General features: G+C 74.3%; 11 protein-coding genes. 1 reads left to right on the top strand and 10 read right to left on the bottom strand.

Features of this window, described 5'->3' with window-relative positions; translation table 11 throughout:
• Positions 1-91: 91 nt before the first annotated feature.
• Positions 92-1,357: an ATP-binding protein gene (locus tag ACFVVA_RS31430; protein WP_387694150.1), complete on the bottom strand. Its 1,266-nt coding sequence runs from the start codon at positions 1,355-1,357 to the stop codon at positions 92-94.
• Positions 1,358-1,633: 276 nt separating this feature from the next.
• The gene (locus tag ACFVVA_RS31425; RefSeq protein WP_387694149.1) at positions 1,634-2,263 is read right to left on the bottom strand and encodes a TetR/AcrR family transcriptional regulator; all 630 of its coding nucleotides are present in this window, start codon (positions 2,261-2,263) and stop codon (positions 1,634-1,636) included.
• Between the two features lie 146 nt (positions 2,264-2,409).
• Here ACFVVA_RS31425 and ACFVVA_RS31420 point away from each other — a divergent pair, with 146 nt between their 5' ends.
• Entirely contained in the window at positions 2,410-4,146 is a 1,737-nt protein-coding gene (locus ACFVVA_RS31420; RefSeq protein ID WP_387694188.1) for an amidase, read from the top strand.
• 150 nt (positions 4,147-4,296) lie between these two features.
• On the opposite strand, the gene ACFVVA_RS31415 is transcribed toward ACFVVA_RS31420, so the two are convergent.
• From ACFVVA_RS31415 to ACFVVA_RS31380, 8 genes are all read right to left on the bottom strand, one after another.
• A complete protein-coding gene (locus tag ACFVVA_RS31415; RefSeq protein ID WP_387694148.1) occupies positions 4,297-5,418 on the bottom strand; it encodes an NADAR family protein in 1,122 nt (373 codons plus the stop codon).
• A gap of 119 nt (positions 5,419-5,537) precedes the next feature.
• The gene (locus ACFVVA_RS31410) at positions 5,538-6,695 is read right to left on the bottom strand and encodes a sulfatase-like hydrolase/transferase (RefSeq protein ID WP_387694147.1); all 1,158 of its coding nucleotides are present in this window, start codon (positions 6,693-6,695) and stop codon (positions 5,538-5,540) included.
• 178 nt (positions 6,696-6,873) lie between these two features.
• Positions 6,874-8,031: a nucleotide disphospho-sugar-binding domain-containing protein gene (locus ACFVVA_RS31405; protein WP_387694146.1), complete on the bottom strand. Its 1,158-nt coding sequence runs from the start codon at positions 8,029-8,031 to the stop codon at positions 6,874-6,876.
• Positions 8,032-8,084: 53 nt separating this feature from the next.
• On the bottom strand, positions 8,085-9,440 hold the full coding sequence (locus ACFVVA_RS31400) for an acetyl-CoA carboxylase biotin carboxylase subunit family protein (RefSeq protein WP_387694145.1): 1,356 nt from the start codon (positions 9,438-9,440) through the stop codon (positions 8,085-8,087).
• A gap of 149 nt (positions 9,441-9,589) precedes the next feature.
• Positions 9,590-11,758 (bottom strand): PEP/pyruvate-binding domain-containing protein, encoded by a 2,169-nt coding sequence (locus tag ACFVVA_RS31395; protein ID WP_387694144.1) that lies wholly within the window; start codon positions 11,756-11,758, stop codon positions 9,590-9,592.
• A 406-nt stretch (positions 11,759-12,164) separates the two neighbouring features.
• On the bottom strand, positions 12,165-14,003 hold the full coding sequence (locus ACFVVA_RS31390) for a glycoside hydrolase family 15 protein (protein ID WP_387694143.1): 1,839 nt from the start codon (positions 14,001-14,003) through the stop codon (positions 12,165-12,167).
• Positions 14,004-14,178: 175 nt separating this feature from the next.
• Complete coding sequence (locus ACFVVA_RS31385; protein WP_387694142.1) at positions 14,179-17,445, bottom strand: hypothetical protein; 3,267 nt, start codon at positions 17,443-17,445, stop codon at positions 14,179-14,181.
• A gap of 192 nt (positions 17,446-17,637) precedes the next feature.
• Positions 17,638-23,952 carry a beta-ketoacyl synthase N-terminal-like domain-containing protein gene (locus tag ACFVVA_RS31380; protein ID WP_387694141.1) on the bottom strand — a complete coding sequence of 2,105 codons (6,315 nt, stop codon included), beginning with the start codon at positions 23,950-23,952 and terminating at the stop codon, positions 17,638-17,640.
• Positions 23,953-24,102: the final 150 nt, after the last annotated feature.

Here is a 24,102-nt window from a genome sequence, read left to right as displayed (position 1 = left end):
CCCTCCACAGCCTGCGAGTCGAATCGTCCAGCCGCTCCCATGAGCGGAGAAGGCCGGCCCTCGAAGGCCTGTGCGCTGTGCGGGCCCGGGGTCAGAGCCTGGCGTGGGTGCCGATGTCGGCGTGGAAAGCCTCGACCATGGCGGCCGTCACCGTCGGGCGGCTCGCGCCGATCGCGGCGAGGTGGTCCGCGGTGGTCGCCCCCGGTACGGCGTCGTCGCGCTCGAACGCGGTCTGCGCCGCCAGGCGTGCGGCGTGCTCGATGTCGGCGGGGGAGAAGTGCTCGCTCGCGGCCACCAGCGCGGGAACGTCCACGTCGAGGCGGTCGGTGCCGAGCGCGTAGCGCGACCAGATCGCGGCGCGGGCGTCCGGGTCGGGGGTGCCGATCGGGATGACGTAGTCGAACCGGCCGGTGCGCAGGAACGCCGGGTCGAGCGAGCGGACGGAGTTGGTCGCGCAGACCAGCAGTCGGCCGTCACGCTCGCGGAAGCCGGGGATCAGCTTGAGCAGTTCGTTGGTCACGCCGTGCATCGTCCCGGTCCGGCCGGCCTCGCCGCGTACGGGGGCGATCTCCTCCACCTCGTCGATGAAGACCAGCACCCGCTCCAGCTCGCCGATCCGGGCGAAGGCGCTGCGCAGCGCGGCGGCGAGGTTGCCCTCGTCGGCGAGCCGGGAGGGCAGCAGTTCGACGAACGGCCAGCCCAGGCGGGAGGCGATGGCCCGGGCGAAGGTCGTCTTGCCGGTGCCGGGCGGCCCGAACAGGGTGATCGCGCGTGGCGGCCGGACCCCGTGCCGGGCCGCCCGCTCGGGCTCCGCGAGCGGCAGCACGACCCTGCGCTCGATCAGCTCCTTCTCAGCGGCCATTCCGGCCACCCGGTCCCACAGGTCGCCGCTCAGCACCCGCCCGCCGAGCTCGTCCAGCGTGCCGGCCGCGGAGCCCGCGGCGGGCTCGGTCTTCTCGAAGTACGCGGCGGCGGGCCGCCGTTCGTAACCGGCGTTGTGCAGTCCCTCACCGAGCAGTTCCTCCTCCGGCAGCACATAGGCGATCCGCCGCACGCGTGCCTCGACCAGCCGTCGCTCCAGTTCCCGCAGAAGCGCGCTGGCCAGGCCCCGTCCGCGCCACGCCGGGGCGATCGCCACCCGCATCACCCACGCCCGCTCCCCCGCCACCTGCGCGAGCGCGGCACCGATCGGCGTACCGTCGTGCACCGCGACGACGGCGGGCTGGCGCGCGGTCAGCGCGGCGATGCACTCGGCGAGCGAGAACACGGACTCCTGCCCGAGCCCGGCGGTGCTGTCGATCAGGTGGACGACGGCAGCCAGGTCGTCCTCCCGGTAGTCGTGGATCAGCCAGTTCACGTGCGTCGCTCCCTCGGGTCTCCGGTCGTGCCGGTTGCGGAGAACGTAGGCGCGCCGGGCCCGGCCCGTCGTGCACCGCTCGGGACAACGCGGCGTGGACGAACCGTACGCGGCAGCGGGTTGCGCGCCGGGGCTCCGCGGGCCGTCGGCACTCGGGCCCGCCCGCGCTCGGCCGCGGCCCGTCGGTACTCGCACCCCGGCGCTCGGGCCCGGGGACGCTCAGGATCCGCCGCTCCCCCGGCGCCACGCGACGCCCGACCCGGCCCCCTCCCGGTCCTACGCCGTCCGGCGCTCGACGCCGTCGAGCAGCAGGCCGAGCCCCAGCTCGAACCCGCGGTCGTCGAGGCCGGTCGCGCCGCCGCCGCGGGCGAAGGAGCCGTCCAGGGCGTCCGCGAGCGCCGGGTACTGCGGCCGGTACGCGGCCGGTGCGCGGGTGAAGCTGGCGGCGAAGGTCTCCATCGCGGAGCCGAGTACCAGGTAGTCCAGTGCCGCGGCGACCTCGGCCGCGTCCGCGGGGCCGAGGCCGGCCCGGCCGAGGAGGGCGAGCAGCGCCTCGTAGCCGCGCAGCGCGCTGGCCGCTTCGACGCGGCGGCGGGCGAGCAGGGCGACGGCGTTCGGGTGCCGCCGGAAGACCGCGCGGTAGCCGCGCGCGTACGCCGCGAGGCCGGCCCGCCAGTCGGGATCGCCCAGCGGCGCGTGGTCGATCTCGTCGTTGACCAACTCCGAGACGGTGTCGACCAGTTCGTCCTTGCCCCGGATGTGGTTGTAGAGCGACGCCGCCTTGACCCCGAGCCGCTCCGCCAGTGCCCGCATGGTCAGGCCGTCGGCGCCGTCCTCGTCCACGACCTGAAGCGCGGCGCGCGCGATCCGCTCGCGGGTCAGCACTGCCCTGCTCGGTCGGCCCACCGAAATCCCCTCTTCCGCTCTCCGCGTCCGGGAGCTATCGTGCCAGACCGAGAGCAGTTGCTAACAAAGTTAGTTTTATCAGGAGGGCGCAGCCCGTGGCCGAGAGCACCCCGGCCGGCGCCGACCAGGACCATGGAGGCACCCGCATGACCCGCGCGTTCGACGTCGTCGAGACAGGTATCGCCGACCTGCGCACGGCGCTGGAGAAGGGCGAGACCACCGCGGTCGGCCTGCTCGACGCCTACCTCGCCCGGATCGAGGCCTACGACCGGCCCGGCACCACCACGGCACTCAACTCACTCGTCGTGATGAATCCGGACGCCCGCACCGACGCCGAGGCCTCCGACGCCCGCCGCGCCCGCGGCGAGACGCTCGGCCCCCTCGACGGCATCCCCTACACCGCGAAGGACAGCTACCTCGCCAAGGGCCTGACCGCCGCCGCCGGCTCGCCGGCGTTCGAACACCTCGTCGCCCAGCGCGACGCCTTCGCCATCGAGCGGCTGCGCGCCGCCGGTGCCGTGCTCATCGGCCTGACCAACATGCCCCCGATGGCGAACGGCGGCATGCAGCGCGGCGTCTACGGCCGCGCCGAGAGCCCCTACAGCGCCGACTGGCTGACCAGCGCGTACGGCTCCGGCTCGTCGAACGGCTCGGGCACCGCCACGGCGGCCTCGTTCGGCGCGTTCGGCCTCGGCGAGGAGACCTGGTCCTCGGGCCGGGCGCCCGCCTCGTACAACGCCCTGTGCGCCTACACCCCCAGCCGCGGCGTGATCTCGGTGCGCGGCAACTGGCCGCTCGTACCGACCATGGACGTCGTGGTCCCGCACACCCGCACCATGGCCGACCTCCTCGAACTGCTCGACGTCGTCGTCGCCGACGACCCGGACACCCGCGGCGACCTGTGGCGGTCCCAGCCCTGGGTGCGACTCCCCGCGCCGTCCCGGGTCCGTCCGGCCTCCTACCCGGCACTGGCCCCGGCGGACGCGGCGGCGGCGCGCGCGACGCTCGCCGGCAAGCGCGTCGGCGTGCCCGCGATGTACATCAACGCCGACCCCGACGCCGGGACCAACCCCGACGGCGGCATCGGCGGCCAGACCGGGCAGCGGATCGACACCCGCGCCTCGGTCATCGCCCTGTGGCAGGCCGCCCGCCGCGACCTTGAGGCCGCGGGCGCCGAGGTCGTCGAGGTCGACTTCCCCGTGGTGACCAACTACGAGTCCGACCGCCCCGGCGCACCCTCGCTGCCCACCCGCGGCCTGGTCGGCCGCGACTTCCTCGCCGTCGAGATCGAGGACCTGTCCGCCTGGGCATGGGACGACTTCCTGCGCGCCAACGGCGACCCGCGGCTCGCCACCCTGACCGAGGTCGACGGCGACCGCATCTTCCCCAAGCACCAGGGCGAACTCCCCGACCGCTACGCCGGCTTCGACGACACGATCGGCGACTACCCGCGCTTCGTCCGCGAGCGCCCGTACGCGTCCTTCACCGACATGCCGCACCTCGAGGAGGGCCTGCGCGGCCTGGAGGAGACCCGCAGGATCGACCTGGAGCAGTGGATGGACGGACTCGGCCTGGACGCCGTGGTCTTCCCCGCCGTCGCCGACGTCGGCCCGGCCGACATGGACGTGAACGAGGCCTCCGCCGACCTCGGCTGGCGCAACGGCGTGTGGGTCGCGAACGGCAATCTCGTCCCGCGCCACCTCGGCATCCCGACCGTGACCGTGCCGATGGGCACCATGACCGACATCGGCATGCCGGTGGGGCTGACCTTCGCGGGCCGCGCCTACGACGACAACCTGCTGCTCCAACTCGCCGCCGCCTTCGAGACGACCGGGCACCGCCGCACGGAACCGCCGCGCACCCCGCGCCTTCCGGTCGCCTGACGATTCGTCAGAACTGCTTGAAGGGGCCCCGGTTCACCTCTTCGTAATCACGGGATGACGGACCGGGGAGGCCGCTTCCACCAACGGTGGAGGCGGCCTCCCGGGCCTCCCTGGCCTCCCCGCCTCCCGGGAGCCGCTCGCCCGACCCGCTCACAGCCCCGGGACTCCGGCCCGCCGCACATGCAGTTCGGAACGGACGAGTTCGAGGAGGCGGCCCGTCCAGTTGCGGCCCCGGCCGGCGTTGTCGCCCCAGAAGTCCGAGGCCATGTCGTCGTAGATCACGGTGGCGTCGTCCGTCGCCAGGAGGATCTCGGCCAGCTCGGGATGCTGGTCGTACTTCGCGCGCAGCAGACGCGTCATGACGGCGGTCCGGGCGTGCTCCCAGCCCTCGCGGCGCGGCGCCCCGGCCGCGAGCCTGCGTGCCGCCGCGGAGTCGTCCGCCGTCGCGATCGCCGCCCGGACCTCGGGCCGGGCCGCCGACAGGGCCCAGTAGGCATGGGCGACGGAGGGGTAGGTCACGTCCGCCACGGTGATCGGGGCGGGGTAGTCGTTGCGCAGGCCGCGCTTGCCGGGGTCCTCCACCGGCTCCCCCGGGTACCACTGGTAGAGCTGGACCGCCGGGGCGTGCGGGGCCGCCGGTCCGTCCGCCGGGACACGGGTGGGCCGCTCGGCCTGCCGGCGGGCCCGCTCCTCGAAGTACGCGAGGGCGCCGTCGTAGTCCTCCTGCGTGACCGTTCCGTCGAACGACAGGTAGGTCCGGCCGCCGGGCCCGGCCACCAGGATCCGCAGTGGCCGGTCCTTGCTGTCCATGTCGCCCAGGGCGTAGCGGCGCTGCGACTCCGGGACGGCCAGGAAGGCGGCGCGGGCCGCGGCCCGGTTCTCCTCGGTCCGGTCGGCGAGGAAGGTGTCGACGGCGGCGAGGCAGCGGTCGGTCGAGTCGGGGCGCCCGTTCAACTGGTCGATGGTGTCGCGGATTTCGGCGAGCAGCAGCTCGGGTGTCAGCCAACTCTCCGGCTCGCCGAACTTCCAGTCCGCCAGGTCGTGCGCGGAGGCCTCCCCGCCCTCCGGGAGGGTGGTGGCCACCCAGCCGGTGCGCAGCTTCTCCTCGAACTCCTCGACCGTGACGAGTTCCCAGCAGTCGATGAGCCCGTCGGCGTAGATGAAGAGGTCGGTGAGGAAGTAGCGGCCGCCGTTGTGGATGAAGGCGTGCCGCCAGGTTCCGGGTATGCGGACGCCGTCCGCGGTGCGATGGGTGATCTGCTTGCCGATCATCCCGTGATTGTGTCGCGGTGGACGCCTAACGGCTCCCGGTTTTCCTCCGGGCCGGGTGGAGGCCGGGTCGGCGGCCGCAGTCCCGCGCGGGCGACGCGGGTCGGTGTCGGGCCGGCGGGTCAGCGTCGGGCCGGGGCTGCGACCGCCGCGGGCCGGTCGTCGTCGCCCTGCCAGGTGGGCCAGCCGAGCAGGCGGGGGCGCTCGGTGACCCAGGCGCGGGTGTCGGTGCCGATCTCGGCGGTGATCAGGTCCTCCAGCAGGGTGCTGTAGCGGGCGACCAGTTCGCGGTGGGCCGGGTCTGCGGCGAGGTTGCACGTCTCGGTGGGGTCCTCGGCGCGGTCGTACAGGACGACGTCGTTCTGCGCGTACAGGGCCTCGGGGCTGGTCGGTCGGTTCGGGTCGAGCGGGGAGAAGTAGCGGCCGAAGGTGTACCGGATGTCGGTGTAGCCGCGCAGGAACCCGCGCTTGCTCCAGTCCGGCCGCAGGTCACCGGACTGGATCCGCTGGGGCGCCTCGGGGTCGGCGAACTCGAACCAGAAGGAGGCGTCCAGGGCGGTGACCGACTCGATGGCGGTGAGCACGCCGTCGCGGACGGTGCCGCCTTCGAGCACCGGGCGCAGGGAGCGGCCCTTGAGGGCCGGGTGGCGGGTGGCCAGCTCGGACGGGTCGACGCCGGCGAACTCCAGCAGGGTCGGGGCGATGTCGACGGCGGAGCCGAGGGCCTCGGTGCGCGCCCCGCGCGGGAAGTCGGGGTGGCTGAGGACGAAGGGGACGTGGAGGTTCTCGTCGTAGACCAGACCGCCCTTCTGGCGCAGCCCGTGGGAGCCTGCCATCTCCCCGTGGTCGGACGTGAAGAGGACGACGGTGCGGTCGGCCTGCCCGGAGGCCTCCAGCGCGTCGAGGACCAGTTCGATGCTGCGGTCCACGTCGCGGATCGCGTTGAGGTAGAAGTTCAGGCCGTCGTACCAGTGCCGGTCGTCGGCGACCGGGCCGAAGACGGTGTCGAGCATCCGCGCGAACTCGGCCACCGCCGGAGCCGCGCCGGACAGGTCGTCGCGCAGGCTGGCGGGCAGGTCGAAGTCCCAGCGGCGCCGGTACACCGGGATGTCGGGGGCCGGCTTGGTCACGACGGCGTGGGCGAGGCCGAACGGGAGCCGGACCCGGGACGAGCCGCCGGAGTCGAAGCTCATGATGTCGTGCGGATTGACGAAGTTGACCGCCATGAACCAGGGCTGGTCCACCGCCACGGCCGGGGCCCGGTTGCGCAGCCACTTCACCGCCCGGCCGGCGATGACCGGGTCGATCGCGGCGAGGAGGGGATCCCCGGGGCGGCCCGGCAGGCGAAGGAGCCCCGCCGGGGAATCCGGCGGGGCTCCTTCCTTTCCACGGTGGGTCCCGTGCGGCCCGGTGGTCCTTTCCGGCCCCTGGGACGGTGCACGACGGCCGGCGGTTGCCTCAGCCCGCGGTTCCGGTGGGGCCCCCGATTCCAGTGAGGCCGGTGAGGCGTTTCGCGACTGCCAGCGGGCTCGGCATGGCCGCGATCTCGGCGCTGACCTCTCGCGCGGCCCGGGTGAGCCCGGTGTCGGTGAGCAGCCGGGTGAGCAGGGCCGGGCCGATGTCCTCGGCGGCGGCGCGGAGGCCGGCGCCCCGGTCCCGTACCGCGTCCGCGTTGATGAAGCGGTCGGAGCCGTCGGGGAGGACGAGTTGCGGGATGCCCGCGTCCAGTGCGCCGAGGGCGGTGCTGCTGCCGCCGTGGTGGATGGCGGCCGCGCAGGTCTCCAGCAGCGCCCGCCACGGGACCCAGCCGTAGGCGCGGACGTTGTCCGGCAGGGTGTCGAGCGTGCTGAGGTCGAGGTCTCCGGTCGCCAGCACGAACTCCGCGTCGATGTCGGCCGCTGCCTCGATCACCCGCTCGATCCTGGTCAGGCCGTCCGTCTTGGGCGGAACGGTGCCCAGCGTCACCGCCACGCGCGGGCGGTGGGCGGGCACGGCCAGGTCGGCGGGGAGGTCGCCTTCGCCGTTGTAGGCGACGGGCCGCATCGAGCAGCCGTACCGCTCGTCCCCGGCCATGCTCGGTGGCGCGAGGTCGATGACGTCGGCCGGCTCGGGCAGCCGGTCGATTCCGTGCCGGGCGAAGGTGTCCGCCATCTCCGCGAGCATCAGCGCGCGCAGCTTCGGGGTGCGGACGAACCCGAGGTCGTGCTGGACCGCGGGCACGCCAAGGCGGGTCGCCGCGAGCAGGGCCACCGGGAACTGGTAGTCGTACACCACCAGGTCCGGCCGCCACCGCGCGGCGAGCTCGACCACGTCGTCGGCCACCCGGTTGTTGACGAGGGCGGCCAGCGGGACGAACGCCTCGCGATCGGCCGAATTGCTCTCGACCACCCGCTGCATCAGGTCGGGCCGCTGGGTGCGGCCGGCCTCCCTGATCACCTTGCGCCAGTCGAGCCCCGGCGCGATGGGCAGGTACGGCAGACCGGCCCCGGCGACGTCTTCGCCACCGTCCATCGAGGCCATCGCGACCTCGTGGCCGAGCTCGTGCATCGCCCTGGCCAGCGGGACCAGCGGGAAGAGATGGCCGATGCCGGGTACGCCGGCGAACAGTACGCGCATGGAGGAACCTCGCTCGGAGGGATGGGAGTTGGGGACGAGGGGGTTGGCGGGGTTCAGGAGGCGGCCCGGTGCAGGGCGGCTTCCATGCCGTTCAGCACGGCGTTGCAGTCGCGCTGCAGGGTGGCGGCGTCGACGGCGCTCAGCAGGTAGACCCCGAGCCAGTTGCGCGACCCCGCGGACGGGTCGAAGGCGGGGACCGTCCGGCCCGCGGGCATCGCGAAGGCGGGTACGGCCTCGATGGTGCTGCCCGGGGAGAGCAGGCTCTGCCAGTCCACGGCCTGCGGGTTCCAGACCGGGCTGCTCCGCCAGGGCGCTCCCGACGCGTCGGCCGGGACGACGGCCAGCGACGCGGCGGCCCTGACCCCGTCGGTGAGCATGGCCGCCGGGTAGTCCACCCGCTCGCCGAGCAGTTGCCGGACCAGCATGCCGATCGGGTCGAGCCCGAAGACCTCGTGGACCTGCCTGGTCGTCAGCAGGCCGCCGAACCTGGCCGCGGTCTCGATGACCACCAGCTCGCCGTCCTTCATCAGCTTCAGCTCGGTGTGAGTGCCGCAGTTCTCCAGCCCGAGCGCGTCGACGGCCTGCCGCGACACCTCCTCGATCCGGCGCTGCAGCGGCACCGGCAGGACGGAGGGCGAGGTGCTGGCCACCTCGACGAAGGACGGCACGGTCGGCAGCTTGGCGGTCATGGCCAGCGGACGGTAGACGCCGTCCGCGACGATCCCCTCCACGCTGACGTAGTCGCCGTAGCCGGGCTCCTGGTACCAGCCCTCGGTGGAGCCCTGGGCGATCGTCTCGACCAGGCGGTCCCGGTCGGTGTCCTCGGCGTACAGCTCGTTCATGCCGACCTGGCTGCCCGCCCGCAGTCCGCTCTCGATCCCGGCCCATGCCGGGGCGGCCTCCTCGACCGAGTCCAGCACGATCTGGGCGACCGACCCGGCGCCCCAGGCCGGCTTGAGCAGCAGCGGGGTTTCGAGTTCGGCCAGTGCGGAGGTCAGGTCCCCGAGGCTGTCGACCCGGCGGAACGCGGGTATCGGCACCCCGGCGGCGGCCCAGGCCTCCCGCATCAGCCGCTTGTCCCTGGCGCGGACGATCCCCTCCCCCGGACCGGCCAGGTGGAGACGGCTCGCGGCGTGCGCGACGGCCAGGACCGCGAACTCCGAGAGGGTCAGCAGCGCGTCGGCCCCGATGGCCTTCGCGTACTCCACGATCAGCTCGACCAGTTCGTCGCCGCGCGGCGCCTCGGGCACCAGCTCGATGCTGGTACAGCTGGGCCGCCACACGTCCTCCCCGGACGTGGGCAGCGGCGCCAGCGCGAGGACGTGCAGCTCGCCGCAGGCGGCGATCCTCGGGAAGGCGTACTCCAGCGGGGCGCCGCCCTTGACGTAGACGTACAGAATCTTGTTCAACGTACTTACTCCTGAAGGAAGTTCAATCGTTCGCGGGCGTGCCGGAGCCACGCCGTACCGGTCCGCGGCAGGTCTGCCCGCGGCGCGTCGGCCCATGACAGGCCGGGCCGCGGCACGCCGGGCCGGGCCGGTGCGGTGCTCCGGCAGCGTCAGCCGGCGGTGCGGAAGGGGCGCAGCTGCAGCAGGCTGACCCGGTCGCCCTCGATCGCCCACTCGATGTCGACCGGGGCCCCGTACGTCTCGTCGGGCGAGAAGTGCGACTGCAACAGCCTGCTGATCAGGGCCAGTCGGCGCACGAGGTCCTTGGTCGCGGCGTCCAGGTCGGTGGCGGCGGTGCCCAGCGAGACCGTCCGGCTTCCGCCCTCCATGGTGTTGCACAGGTACTGGAGCGGTGCGCCCCGGCCGGTCACCACGTCGGCCACCGAGCACGGCGAGATGTTGAGGTAGACGTCGCGGAAGTCCTGCGGGCTCAGCGGGTTGCAGGTGACCAGGACGCCGCCGACGGTGGATCCGACCTGTTCCTGGACGACCACGCCCATCCGGCAGTGGTCCAGGGCGATGCCCGCCTGGCGCCGCAGCAGCACCGCACGCGGCGAGAACAGCGAGGCCCAGACCTCCCGGACGGCGTCGAGGACCGCGCCCGTGCCGCTGACGTGCGCCACCGATTCGTAGAGTCCGGCGGCGGAGAAGCCGGACAGGTCCTCGGCGTTGGAGGAGCTGCGGACGACCTGGACGGTGGCGCCGTACAGGTGGCGGTCGATCGCCCGGTCGACCTCGGCGCGGATCGGGTCGGGCAGCGGGGTGCTGCGGATCAGCCGCTGCACATCGAGGCAGAGTTCCTCGATCCGCGGCGTCTCCGTGTGGAGCGACGCCCGGCGCGAAGCCCCCTCCCGGGGTGGCGTCCCCTCCTGGGGCGAAGTCCCCTCCCGGAGAAGGGAGTCCAGCCGGTCGACGGCGTCCCGGAGCTCCGCCGAGGAGTCGAGGAAGCGCTGCTGGAGGGAGAACGGCAGCACGATCCCGCGCGGCACCTCGGCGAACTCCTTCACCAGGAGCTGCGCGGCGGCGTTCAGCTCGGCCCCGTCCGCGTCCTCCGGGAGGCCGAGCTGCCTGGCCAGGTAGCGCAGCAGGTCGGCCCGGGGCGGCCGGGGCACCTGGTAGAAGCCGAGCCAGCGGGGAGAGCCGTGCTGCAGCAGGTGGGTGAGTTCACCGAGGTTGGCGGCCTTGGTGCCGAACCGGACGTGGTCCCCCGCGCGCAGTTCGGACAGCGGGGTGATCGGCGTGGGCGTGAGGTCGGGCCGGTCGACGACGATGTGATCGGCCGGCGGAGTTGGCCGGACTCCCCCGTGGCCCTCGCGGCCCTCGCCGCTGCCGTGACCCTCGCAGTCCGCAGGGCTCTCGCAGCCCCCGTCGCCACCGCGGTCCTCCGGCCGGGCGGCCTCGAGGAGGAGGTCCCCGCCCTCGGCCTCGACCCGGTAGCGCACCCACTGGCCGTCCAGCCCGGCGCGGTCGATCCGTTCGACGGCGCCGATGCCGACGGCGTTGGGGATCCGCCACCCGGCGGCCATCACGTTGATGTGGGAGAGCGGCGTGGTGTGCTCGGTGTGGATGATGCCGGACACCCGGGGGATGTCCTCCGGCACCCGGGGCATCACCACGATGTCGTGCCACTCCAGCGGTTCGGCCTCGGCCCGGTACTCCTCCTCCGAGCGGAACACCCGCAGCCGTCCCTGGGTCTCCCCGGGGTTCAGCGGCACGAACGAGGCCACGGAATAGAGCTCGTGGGACAGGATGCGCGGAATCTCGCTCTCCGGAATTCCGGCGAGGTAGCCCTCCTGCTGGTGGCCGGCCGGCTTCAGGACCAGCCGCAGCGAAGGATCGACGTGCTCGCGCACCCGGTGATAGAAGAAGCGCAGCATGTCCTGGGACATGGTGTCGACGTCGACCGTTTCCAGGGACAGGAAATCCTCGGCCTCGTGGCCGCTTTCCGTGGACCGGCCGGCGCGGCCGGTATGGCGGGCGAGCGTGCCGAGATAGAAGCGGCGGTCGGGATTCCGGTAGACGTCGTCGTTGAACGAATCGAGCCTGCCGGCGAGTTCGTCGATCGACATGCCGAGGATCTCGCACGCGATGTAGCGGACATGGAGAGTGCCGTCGGCACTGTCGATGAAGTGAAGCACCGACTCGTCGCAGTCGAGCACGATCTTCACATAGGGATAGCCGCCGACCTGGCCGGCGAGCTCGGAGAACTCCTCAAGGGTGAGCTTTTCGTCCAAGAAGCGGGGCCGCGTGGTCGCGTCGTTGCGATCCGAACGGGTCATGCGCACAGAGTTCAGCCATTCGTCATCGTGTACACGATCCGTGCACACCTGTTGCAGAAGGGTCGGGTACGACCACGCCCACACTGCCATTGGGTATGAACGTTTGACGAATGATCATGCGACATCTGGCCATCATGCATCGATCCGGCCATAAGAATCCCGTCAAGGAAGCCACGACTCCGCATAAAGCTGTGGCAAAGGTCACAGGCCGAGAAGGCGGGCGCATGACGGGCAATCGGGGATTTCCGGAAGTGTTGATTCCTGAACGACTGCAGGACCTCGAAGGGCCGCATACTCGCCCACCTCACCCGTCGGCAATGCCGACAAGTGGATCGAATCATTCCCCCGAATTCCGGGCTTCCCGCCGCGCCGAATGTCCGCCGTTCCGGACGGGACGCCGCATTCGTCAACCGAGCGTGCGGTCCAGGTTGAACGCGGCGCTGATCAGCGCGAGATGGGTGAAGGCCTGCGGGAAGTTGCCGAGCTGCTCACCGGTCGGCCCGATCTCCTCGGCGTACAGGCCGAGGTGGTTGGCATAGGTGAGCATCTTCTCGAAGGCCAGCCGGGCCTCCTCCACGCGTCCGGCGCGGGCGAGGGCCTCGACGTACCAGAACGAGCAGATCGAGAAAGTACCCTCGGCCCCGCGCAGACCGTCCGGGCTGGCCTCCGGGTCGTAGCGGTAGACCAGCGAGTCGGAGACGAGTTCCGCGCTCAGCGCGTCCAGGGTCGCCAGCCACTTGGGGTCGCTCGGCGAGATGAACTTGGCCAGCGGCATCATCAGCACGGAGGCGTCGAGGACGTCGCCGCCCAGGGTCTGGGCGAACGCCCTGCGGTCGGCCGACCAGCCGCGTCGCATGATCTGCCGGTAGATCGCGTCCCGGCTCCGCTGCCAGCGCGGGAGGTCCGCCGGCAGCCCGCGCCGGTTCGCCAGCCTGATGGCCCGCTCGATCGCCACCCAGCACATCAGCCGTGAGTACAGGAAGTCCTTCCGGCCGCCCCGGGTCTCCCAGACGCCTTCGTCGGGCTGGTCCCAGTGGTCGCAGAGCCAGTCCACCACGGCACCGACCTCGTCCCAGTGATCGCTGCTGATCGGCCGTCCCCACTTGTCGTACAGGTAGACGGAGTCGATCAGCGCTCCGTAGATGTCCAGCTGGAGCTGGCCGGTGGCCGCGTTCCCCACCCGCACCGGGGCGGAGCCCAGGTATCCCTCCAGGTGGGACAGTTCGCGCTCGGGCAGGTCGCCGCGCCCGTCGATCCCGTACATGATCTGCAGCGGTCCCGTGGCGCCGGCGCCGCCCCGCAGGATGCCCCGGTCGGAGAGGAAGCCCATGAAGGCCTCGGCCTCCGCGGTGAAGCCCAGCCGGAGCATGGCGTAGACGCAGAAGGCCGCGTCCCGGACCCACACGTACCGGTAGTCCCAGTTGCGCTCGCCGCCGATCCGCTCGGGCAGGCTCGTCGTCGGCGCGGCCACGATCGCACCGGTCGGCGCGTAGGTGAGCAGTTTCAGCACCAGCGCGGAGCGGTGCACCATCTCGCGCCACCGCCCGTGGTAGCGGGACCCGGCCAGCCAGCGGCGCCAGAACCGCACCGTCGCCTCGAACTGCTCCTCCGCCTCGGCCCGGGGACACGCCCGCGGGGCCAGGTCGCCGCCGACCCGGTCGAGGGCGAACACCGCCGACTCGCCTTCGAGGAGCTTGAAGTGCGACCCCACGTCCACGCCCTCGCGTTCGAGCGGCACGGTGGCCGTCAGCGCGAGCGCCATCGAGGGGGACTCGAAGACGGCCTCGTGGGCCCGGACACTCACGGTGTGCGGTTGGGATCCGTAGTCGAAACGGGGAGCCACCCGCGCCCGGAACGGAAGCGTTCCCCGGGCGCAGACCACCCGCCGGATCAGCCGGTGCCGACCGGCCTCGCGCGACTCGTCCACGACCGGCATGAAGTCCTGGATCTCCGCCACCCCGTCGGTGGCGAAGAACCGGGTGATCAGGACGTTGGTGTCGGGGAAGTAGAACTGCCGGGTGCGCGTCGGCACATCGGCGGCCAGCTCGAACGACCCGCCCCGGTCGGCGTCGAGGATGGACGCGAAGACGCTGGGGGCGTCGAAACGCGGGCAGCAGTACCAGTCGATCGTGCCGTCGGTCCCCACCAGCGCGGCGGACCGGAGATCGCCGATCAGGCCGTGCTCGGCGATCGGCAGATAACGCGAGCCGTCCGCCGGCCCGAATCCGGTGCCCTGCAGTGCCATACCGGCCTCCCTACCGCCGCGGCGTGGACGCCGGGCAGAGCCGTGCCCGTTGACGGTGGAACACCGTCGTCGCGGACCTTGTTCCGGCTCACCCTGCGTATCGGGGGGCGGGAGCGGCCACGGGCCGGTCCCCAGGGGTCCACTCACGCAGGGGTCCACTCACGCAACGGTCCGCTCACGCAGGGTCGGTGAACACCGCGAGCGCGGCGTCCCGGACGTCCGGCCGCGGGTGGCGGCGCAGCACGTGCAGCACCTCCCGCCACTCGGCGGGCCAGCCGAGCTGCGCCCCCGTGTTCGTCAGTGCGACGGCGAACAGGCCGGGCGCGAGTCCGTCGTCGGCGGCCAGTCGGCGGGCGGCCGCCAGCGCGTGCTCCGGTGCCTCCCGTCGTCCGTTGCCCTGGCGGTTCAGTGCGTCGGCGGCGGCCACCGCCAGCACCGGACGGTCGGCGACCAGGACGGCCAGCTCGGCGGCGCGCTCGCCCAGGTCCGGTGCGTCGAGGTCGAGCGCCTCGACCAGTTGGCGGCTGGCCTCGGGCAGCAGCGCGGGTTCGGTGAGCAGAATCGCGGCGACCTCCCGCCGGGTGGCGCGGACGGCCCGCTCGGTGGCGTTCGGGCTCCACATCCAGCCGGTGAGCGCGTCGATCCGCCGCCGGGCCGGCTGGTCGCGGCCGGGAAACGCCGGTTCCCCGGCGCGCAGGGTCTCGATCAAGGCGGTCAGGGCGTCCGCCAGGACGCTGCCCGGCGCGCAGCCGCCGAGCGGGTGCGGGGCGTCCGACAGGGCCGTCCCGGTCAGCGCGCGGGCCGCTCCCCGGCAGCGGTCCTGCTCGGCGAGGTCGGTCACCAGCGGGACGAGTGCCCGCACCGCCTCCGGCGCGTACCGGCCCCAGGAGACGAGCTGCCCCTGGGCGGGTGAGGCGGTGAGGAGGTCGGCGTCGACCGCCAGCCGGGCCATCAGGCCGGCGAACGCCGGGCGGTGCTCCGCGGCTGTCCGTTCCCCGCTCAGGTGCAGGACCAGTGCCTTCCGCAGTCCCTCCGGCCCGTCGGCCGCGTCGGTGAGCACGTCCCACAGCGGCAGGTCGGCGATCCGGTCACCGACCGTCGCCGGCACCGCGGCGCGGACGTCGTGGTGCTGCCCCGGCGCGGTGTACACCTCGCGCAGCAGGGCGGCCGCCTCGTCCAGGACCAAGTGCGCGGCGGCGAGCCGGACGGCCTGCTTGCGGCTGGTCACCTTGGCCGCCGGATCGAGCGCGATCCGCCGCAGCGCGGGGCCCAGTTCGGAGCTCCGCGCGAACCGGGCGGCACGGCCGGCCGCGTGGAGGGCGACCCGGGCGCGGTCGTCGGCGGCGTGGGACAGCAGTTCGGTCAGCGCCCCGGCGGGGCGCTCGGTCCAGGGCAGCGCGGCGAGCGCGGCCTCGGCGAGGACGGTGTCGGCGGAGCCCGCGTACCGGCGCAGCAGGGCCTCGCCGTGGACGGGGATCTGTGCCGCGGCGCGCAGGGCGGCGGCACGCTCGGCCAGGGCCCGGTTCGGGTCGCCGACCGTGCGGGCGAGCTGTTCGGCGGCCGCGTGCTGCTGTGCGGGGAGCCAGCGGTCCGCGTCGGCCAGGTCGGTCGCGGTCAGGGGGGTGTCGAGCAGGGGCCCGAGCAGATCGGTGCGGATCCGGGTCAGGACGGCCCGCACCGGGGCCAGGGTGACGGCCGACGGCCTGAGCGCGAGCAGCCGGGCCACGCGTTCGCCGCCGGTGGCGGGGTCGCGCAGCAGCGGTGCGGCGGCCCGTTCGACGGCACGGTCGCCGCCCGAGTGCAGGACGCGCTCCAGGAGTTCGGCGAGGGCGGGAGCACGTCGTGCCCGGTCGCCGAGCGTCCCGGCCAGCGCGAACAGCAGTGCGGCGTCACGGGATCGGGCCGAGCGGTCCAGGGCGGCCCACAGCGCGTCGACCACCGCCGCCTCGCGCCGGGGCGGGACGGTGAGGCCGGCGCCGTCGGTCCGTTCGAGGGTGCGAACGGCCCAGGCGAGCAGTTCGCGGGCCGGCCCGCCCACGTGCTCGCCGAGGACGGCGCCGGCCAGGCGGCCGAGTGCGGTGCGCGTGCGCGCCGAACAGTCCCGGGCGGCCAGGGCGTCCTCGGTGAGCCGCTCCAGCGGGCCGGCGGTGGCGTCGTCGAAGAGCCGCGGCGGCACGTCCGCGACCTCCTCCAGCGCCGTGCCGCGGACCGGGTCCTGCTCGTTGCGCAGTCGGGTGAGCAGTTCGAGCGCCTCGGGCAGGGCGCCCGGTTCGCCGGAGAGTGCGGCCTGCCGGACCAGCTGTGCCCAGGCCCAGCCCCGGTCCCAGGCGTCGGCCACGCGGGTCTCGGCCAGCAGCCCCGGCCGGGCCTCGGCGACCGGCAGCAGGACGAGCGGGACGACGTCCTCGCTGTCCGCCGCCAACCGGGCCCGCGCCCGCACGTGCCGCTCCTTCGCGGGCAGCACGGCGAGGACCTCGACGGAGTACCAGGAGCGGTACGGCCCGGGCTGCGCCGCCACCTCGTCGTAGAAGGCGGCCCGCCGGGCCAGGGGCAGCTGCCGCAGCAGCGCGAGGTGGCTCCCGTGGTGGCGGTGCGCGAGCGCGGCGAGTCCGTCCGGCCGGGCCGCGGCCAGCCGACGGGCCACGCCGGCGCGCAGCGGCGGCTCGTGGCGGTGCCGGTCGATCGCGAGCAGCAGGCGGACCGTCCGCTCGGCGGAGACGGCGGCGAGGCCGGCGAGCCGGTCGCGCAGCGGGCCGGGCAGGCCGGCCACGGGGTGGCGCTCCAGCAGCTCCAGCATCCGGGCCGGTTCGCGGCCGGCGGCGGCGGCCAGGCCGAGGGCGTGCCGCTGCCAGAAGGCGCTCCTCAAGCCGTAGGGCAGGTCGGCGAGTTGACGCTCGGCCTCGTCCAGCACCGCGCCCGGGTGACGGTGTCCGAGCGAGGTGGAGAAGGCGATCGCGTGGGCCAGCGCGGGCAGTTCGGCGGCGACGACCTCGGCCGAGCAGACCGGCAGCAGCCGAGCCGCCTCGGCGGCGCCCCAGCGCTCGCGGACGACCGGCACCAGCCGCTCGGCCACCGCTGTGCGCCCGGCCCGCAGGACGGCGCGGGCCAGCTCGTCACGGACCGCCTTCGGGGCGGTGAGCATCGCGGCCTCGAGGTCGCCGTCCGGGAACGGCAACTCCCCGATCGCCCGGTGCGCGTAGCGCCGCACGACGGGGTCGGGGTCGTCGATCCGGTCGATCAGATGGCGCGCCTGCCGTCCGGCGAGGGCGGCCAGCGCGGCGAGTCGGCGTTCGTACGGGCCGCGGCCGTCCAGCTCGGCGAGCAGGGCCGTCAGGTCGGAGGGGGCGAGGGCGGCGGCGGTACGGGCCGCCTCGCGCAGCCGGAGCGAGTGGGGCAGTGGTTCGACGGCGGCGAGCAGCCGGTCGGCAGTCAGGTGAGGCATCGGCGCCGATTGTGCCCGACGGACGCGGCCCGGGCATCCGGTTTTGCACGGCGGTGCGCCAGCCGGCGGCCCGGACCGGTCCGGGTCGGGTTCGGGCCGGGTTCAGGCCGGCCCGGGTTCAGGCCGGCCCGGGTCCGGGGCGGTTCGGCGGGGGTCGGTTCGGTCCGGGGCTGCACGCCGACGGGCGTCCGGTCATTCCGGCTCGGTCGGCAGGGTCCGGGCGAGCCACTCCCGGACGGCCTTCGCCGTCGTGCTCACGTGCTCGTCGAGGATGGAGTAGTGGTCGCCCGGCACGTCGCCGACGCGCAGGTGCAGGGTCGGGACGGTCGGCTCCGGCTCCTGGCGGTCGAGGAAGATGCGGGCGTAGGCACCCATGGCGGCGAGGGCGGGCTCGTCGAGCCTGGTGGCGCTGCGGACGGCCAGTTCGGCGAGCCGGCCCTCGTCGCGTACGGGGTGGGTGTCGAGCAGGACCACCGCCTCGGCGCCGACGCGTTCCGCGACGGCTCGGGCGACCAGCCCGCCGGTGGAGCGGCCCAGGAGCACGACCGGGCGGTCGAGCAGCCCGATCGAGGCGGCGTGCGTCCGGACGAGGCTCTCCACGTCCTCGGGGACGGGACCGCCGTCGTACCCCGGGTGCGGGAGCAGCCACAGGCCGGGCAGGTGCCGGGCGAGGAGGGCGTACTCCCCGGGCGGAGAGGCGAGAGCGGGGAAGCAGACGACGGCCGGGCCTTCGCCGGCGCTGAGCCGCTGCGGGGCGACCGACGGGAGGGTCGCCGCCGACGGCAGCGCCCAGGAGGCGGAGACGAGCAGGTGCATGGCCTCCCGGGGCCGGCCCAGCTCGCACAGTGTGCGGTACAGGTACGTGAGCGTCCCCGGGGCCGGCGGTGGGCGCAGCTGCTCGGCGAGGGCCCTGGGCGTGGCGGCGTCGAACACCACCGTGGCGGGGAGGCGCAGGCCGGTCCGTTCCTCCAGTCGGTTGCGCAGTTCGATGGAGGTCAGCGAGTCGAAGCCGAGGTCGGGGATCGGGGTGTCCGGGTCCACGTCCGGGTAGCTGAGGACGGCGGCGACCTCGGCGCACACCATCTCCAGGGTGCCGGCCGGCGGGGTCGGTTCCGGTGTGCTCCGCGGTTCCGCTGTGCTCCGCGGTTCCGGTGTGCTCCGCGGGTCCGGTGTGCTCCGCGGGTCCGGTGTGCTCCGCGGTTCCGGACGGTGCGATCGGTATGGGTGGTGGGGATGCTCGGGCTCGTTCGGACGGTTCGGGTGGTCGAAGGCGATCGGCACCAGGACGGGTTCGTCGGTGCCCAGTGCCGCCTCCAGGAGTGCCAGGCCCTCGGCGGGCGCGAGGGGCAGCAGGCCGGCGGCTGCCGTCCGGTCGGCCATCATGCCGATCGTCCAGGGGCCCCAGGCCAGGGAGAGCGCGGGGAGGCCCAACCGCCGCCGGTGGCGGGCGAGTTCGTCGAGAGAGCTGTTGGCCGCCGCGTAGTTGGCCTGCCCGGCGTGGCCGAGCACACCGGACGCCGAGGAGAACAGCACGAAGGCGTCCAGGTCCCGGTGTGCGGTCAACTCGTGCAGCTGCCAGGCGGCTTCGGCCTTGGGGCGCCACACCGTCGCCAGGCGGGCCGGGGTCATCGATGTCAGGACGCCGTCGTCGAGCACCCCGGCGGTGTGCACGACGGCCCGCAGGTCCTCGATGGAGTCGACCAGTGCGGCCAGCGCCGCCCGGTCGGTGACGTCCAGGCGCGTCTCGCCGCTGCGGCAGGCGACGACGACACGCACTCCCCTGCCCCGCAGGTGCTCGGCGACCGCCCGGCCCAGTGCGCCGCCGCCGGTGACCAGCACGGTGCCGCGCCAGGTGAAGGTGCCGCCCGGCACGGGGACCAGGTCCGCGCGTTCGGCCACCATGTCGGTCTGCCCGTCGCCGAGTTCGGCCAGGGTGAACCGGCCCGGGTGCTCCGTCTGCGCGACCCGCACCAGGCCGGCCACCGCCGCTCCGGCCGGATCTCCCGGCCGTACCAGGACGGTGAGGTGCTCGTGGTCGGCCTGCAGTTCCCGCAGTGCGAGCGCCAGGGCGGCGGGGGCGTCGCCGGGCCGCACCTCGTGGACCCGACCGTGCGGCCGGCCCGGGGTCCGCTGCCACTCCGGGCGGAACAGCGCGCCCCGGCCGGCCCCCGGCACGAGGTGGCCGGTCGGACGCGGTCCGGTCGGACGCGGTCCGGTCGAGCCGGTACCGAGCGGACCGGTGCCGGCCGGAGGGATGCTCGTCGAACGGGGCCCGAGCGCGCGCACGGTGAGTGATTCGACGCAGGCCACCGGCCGGCCCTCGTGGTCGGCGACGGCGATCCGCCCGTCGCGGATGCGGACCCGCAGCCCCGTGGCCCCCCGCGCCAGCAGGTGCACCCCGCGCAGGGCGAACGGCACTCCCCCGCCGAGCAGCCGCGCCGGGTGCAGCGCCGCGTCGAACAGGGCGGGGTGGAGCGCGAAGCGCCCCGCGTCCGGGAAGTCCCCGCGCACCTCGCCGAAGAGGTCGTCGCCGCGGCGCCACACCCTGGACAGCCCGCGGAACGCCGGTCCGTACTCGGCGTGGTCGACGTCGAGCTCCTCGGCCTCCGGCGGGGGCCACGGGCCGATGTCCACCGGCGGCACGGGGCGGGAGTCCAGCCGGCCGCTGGCACAGAGGACGCCGTTCGCGTGCACTTCGAACGGCCGTACGCCGTCGGTCCCGGGACGTACGACGATCTCGGCGCGCCGAGTCTCCGGCAGGCGCATCACCGTGTGCAGGACCAGGTCGTCGACGGTGCCGCAGCCGGCCCGCTCCCCCGCGTACAGCACCAGTTCCAGGATCGCCGTGGCGGGCACGACCGCCGTTCCGTCGACGACGTGGTCGAGCAGCCACACGGGGGTGAGGTCGGCGGTGCACACCACCTCGCCGGAGCCGGGCACGACGACGGTCGACTCGATCAGGGGGTGCTCGGCGGCGCGGTCGAGCCAGTAGCGCCGGCGCTGGAAGGCGCGGGTACCCCGAAGCCGGGCCGCCGTCCGCTCGGGGTCGGTGGTGGGGATGACACCCTCGATGCCCTCGATGCCCTCGACGTCCTCCATGCCCTCCAAGTCCCCGACGCCCGGGCCCAGGTCGACGAGGGTGACGCCGTCGACCGCGGCCACCTGCTCGGCGAGGCCGACCGTCTCGTGCCGGCGCCGCACCCAGTGCTCCGGATCGTCCGGGCGGGCGCCGATGACCGGAATGAGCGGCGGGCGGTACGTCAGGCTCCGTGCCGTCTCCGCGAACTCCTCCGGGCCACGGGCGGTGAGCAGCCTCGCCGCGTCGGGCAGGGACAGGACGCCGGCCACGTGAGCCGCCGCGATCTGCCCGGCGCCGTGCCCGATCAGCGCGTCCGGACGGTACCCCCAGGACTCCAGCAGGCGGAACAGCGCCACCTCGTGGGCGAACAGGGCCGCCGGGGCGAGGTCCGTCCGGTGCGCCGGGTCCGGTGCCGTGTTCAGCACCGGACCCAGCCGGGCGCGCGCCTCCTCGAACGCGGCGGCGAACACCGGGTACTCGGCCGCCAGGTCCCGGGTCGTCCCGCGCTGCCGCGCCCCCTGCCCGGGGAACAGGAACGCCACGCGCAACTGCTCGTACTCCTCGACGATCACATGCGCGTTGGTCCCCGAGATCCCGAAGGCCGACACCGCGGCCCGGCGCGGACGGTTCTGCGTCGGCCGGGACGCCGACCGACCCACCGACCGGGGCGCCGACCGGCCCGTCGGCCAGGGCGTCGGCTCGGTGACCAGACGGACGGCCCCGGCGGACCAGTCGACGCGGGGGCTGGGCTCGTCGACGTGCAGCGTGGCGGGCACGGTGCGGTGCCGCATCGCCATCACGGTCTTGATCACGCCGGCGACCCCGGCGGCCGCCTGGGTGTGCCCGAGGTTGGACTTGACCGTACCGACCAGGAGCGGCGCCGACCGGTCCCGGTCCTGGCCGTAGGTGGCGAGCAGCGCGGCCGCCTCGATCGGGTCGCCCAGGGCGGTGCCGGTTCCGTGGGCCTCGACCACGTCCACGTCGGCGCCGGTCAGCCCGGCATCGGCCAGGGCCTGCTGAATCACGGCCGCCTGGGCGGGGCCGCTGGGCGCCGTGAGGCCGTTCGACGCCCCGTCCTGGTTGACCGCGGAGCCGCGCAGCAGGGCCAGGACCGGGTGACCGTTGCGCAGCGCGTCGGACACCCGCTCCAGGACCAGCAGTCCCACCCCCTCCGACCAGGCGGTGCCGTCGGCGGCGGCGGAGAACGGCTTGACCCGTCCGTCCGGGGCCAGGCCGCGCTGCCGGCTGAACACGACGAAGCTGTCCGGCGTGGCCATGACGGTCGCGCCGCCCGCCAGGGCCAGGTCGCACCGGCCGTCGCGCAGGGAGTCCGCTGCGAGGTGCATGGCGACCAGCGACGAGGAGCAGGCGGTGTCCAGGGTGAGCGCCGGGCCGTGCAGCCCCAGGTGGTAGGCGATCCGCCCCGAGGCCACGCTGCCCGCCGCGCCCAGCGCGATCTGGGCCTGGAGAGGGTGGGCGCTGCCCCGGAAGCGGCCGGCGTAGTCGTTGTACATCAGGCCGACGAAGACGCCGGTGTTGCTGCCCCGCAGCGATTCCGGCGCGATGCCCGTCCGTTCGAACGCCTCCCAGGCCGTCTCCAGCAGCAGCCGCTGCTGCGGGTCGGTGGCCAGGGCCTCGCGCGGCGACATGCGGAAGAACGCCGCGTCGAAGTCGGCCGCGTCCTGGAGGAAGCCGCCGCGGGTGACGTAGCTGGTGCCGATGTGGTCGGGGTCGGGATGGAACAGCTCGTCCAGGGGCCAGCCCCGGTCGGTGGGGAACTCCGTGATCGTGTCCTGGCCGGCGGCGACCACGCGCCAGAGGTCCTCGGGGCTGCTGATCCCGCCGGGGTAGCGGCAGGCCATGCCCACGATCGCGATCGGCTCGGTGGCCGTGGCCCTGCGGGCGGGCGGTGGCGGGCCGGCGGCCGCGCCGGTGAGGTAGTCGGCCACCGCGCGGGGCGTGGGGTGGTCGAACACCAGGGACGGCGGCAGGGCGACACCCAGGTCCGCGCCCAGCCGGTCCCGCAGCCGTACGGTGCCGAGCGAGTCCAGGCCGGCTTCGGCGAACGGCTGGTCCGCCCCGGGCGGCCGGCCGGTGATCCCCGCGGTCTCCCGCCGGACCACGTCGAGCAGGTACTGGTGGCGCAGCCGCCGCCGCGCCGGCTTGCCCGAGGAGGTCTGCGGGATCCGGCTGACGGGACGGATCTCCTGCGGCACCCGGTGCGGTGGCAGCAGGCCGCGGCAGAAGGCCAGGAGCGCCGCCGGATCCGCGTCGCCCACCACGTAGGCGACCGGCACCTCGCCGAGCACCGCGTCGGGCTCTCCCGCCACGGCCACCTCCCGGACGCCGGGGTGGCGGGCCACGATCTGCTCGATCTCGGCCGGGTGGACGTTCTCCCCGGCCCGGATGATCACGTCGCCCGCCCGCCCGGTCACCACCAGTCGGCCGCCCTCCTCGTGGCCGAGGTCCCCGGTCGCGTGCCACCCGTCGGCGCCGGGCATCCGCAACCACAGCTCGCCGTCGACGAACCGGGTGTCGATCCCGGGCAGCACGACGCCGTCGACGGCGACCTTCCCGGACGCCTCCGTGCTGCCGTAACCGTCGTGCAGCTCACGCCCGAACGTACGGCGGAACCGGTCCCGCAGCTCCTCCGGCAGCGGGGCACCGGCGGACAGGCAGCGCGGCGGCAGCGGCGCCCCGGCGTCCAGGAGCTGGGTGAAGACCGTCGGCACGCCGCCCAGGGCCGTGAACGGCGTCCGGCGCAGCAGGGCGGCCGCCCGGTCCGCGGAGAAGCGGTCCATCACGTAGGCGCTCGCGCCCAGGGCCAGCACGCCCACCACGCACATCGAGTGCCCGAACGCGTGGAACAGCGGCAGCGGCCAGAGCAGGCGGTCGTCGCCGGACATGCCCAGCAGGCCCCGGTAGGCGAGATCGGCCGACCGCAGCCAGGCCCCCTGCGCCGACAGCACGCCCTTCGGGTCCCCGCCGGTCCCCGACGTGTAGTGCAGCCAGGCGGGCTCGTCCGGTCCGAGGTCGTCCCGTGGCGGCGTACGGGTGGCCCCGAGCAGCTCGTCGACGGTCACCGCGCGGGCGCCGGCCACCCGCCGGACCCGCGCCAGGTGCTCGCGGTCGGTGACCACCAGCTCGGCGCCGCTGTCCGCCACCCGGAACCGGAGGTCGTCCTCGCCGCTTCGCGGGTCGAGCAGGACGCCTACCGCGGCCGCGCGGGCGACCCCGAGGGTGGCCGTGACGGCGGGCACCCCGCCGGCCAGGCACAGCGCCACCCGGCCGCCGCGCCCGACCCGGAGGTTGCCCGCCACCCGGGCGGTGCGGCGGGCGAGTTCGCCGTAGTCCACCGAGCCGTCGGCGTCGGCGAAGGCGGTCTTGGCCCCGCGATCCGCTGCGTGACGGAGGATCAGTTCATGCACCTTGCACCCCTGCGGTCGGTCACGTGGCTACTCCGTCACTCGGTAACCCGGTGACGCGGCAACGGTGTTCACCGTAGCGAATTCGGCGTCCTGGTCACTGCGCACGCCGAGCCCGTGTCTCCCGGCGGCCACCACGACGACATACGGGAA

The sequence above is a fragment of the Kitasatospora sp. NPDC058048 genome, assembly GCF_042885555.1.
Lineage (GTDB): Bacteria > Actinomycetota > Actinomycetes > Streptomycetales > Streptomycetaceae > Kitasatospora > Kitasatospora lactacystinica.
This window is presented reverse-complemented; position numbering and strand designations above follow the sequence as displayed.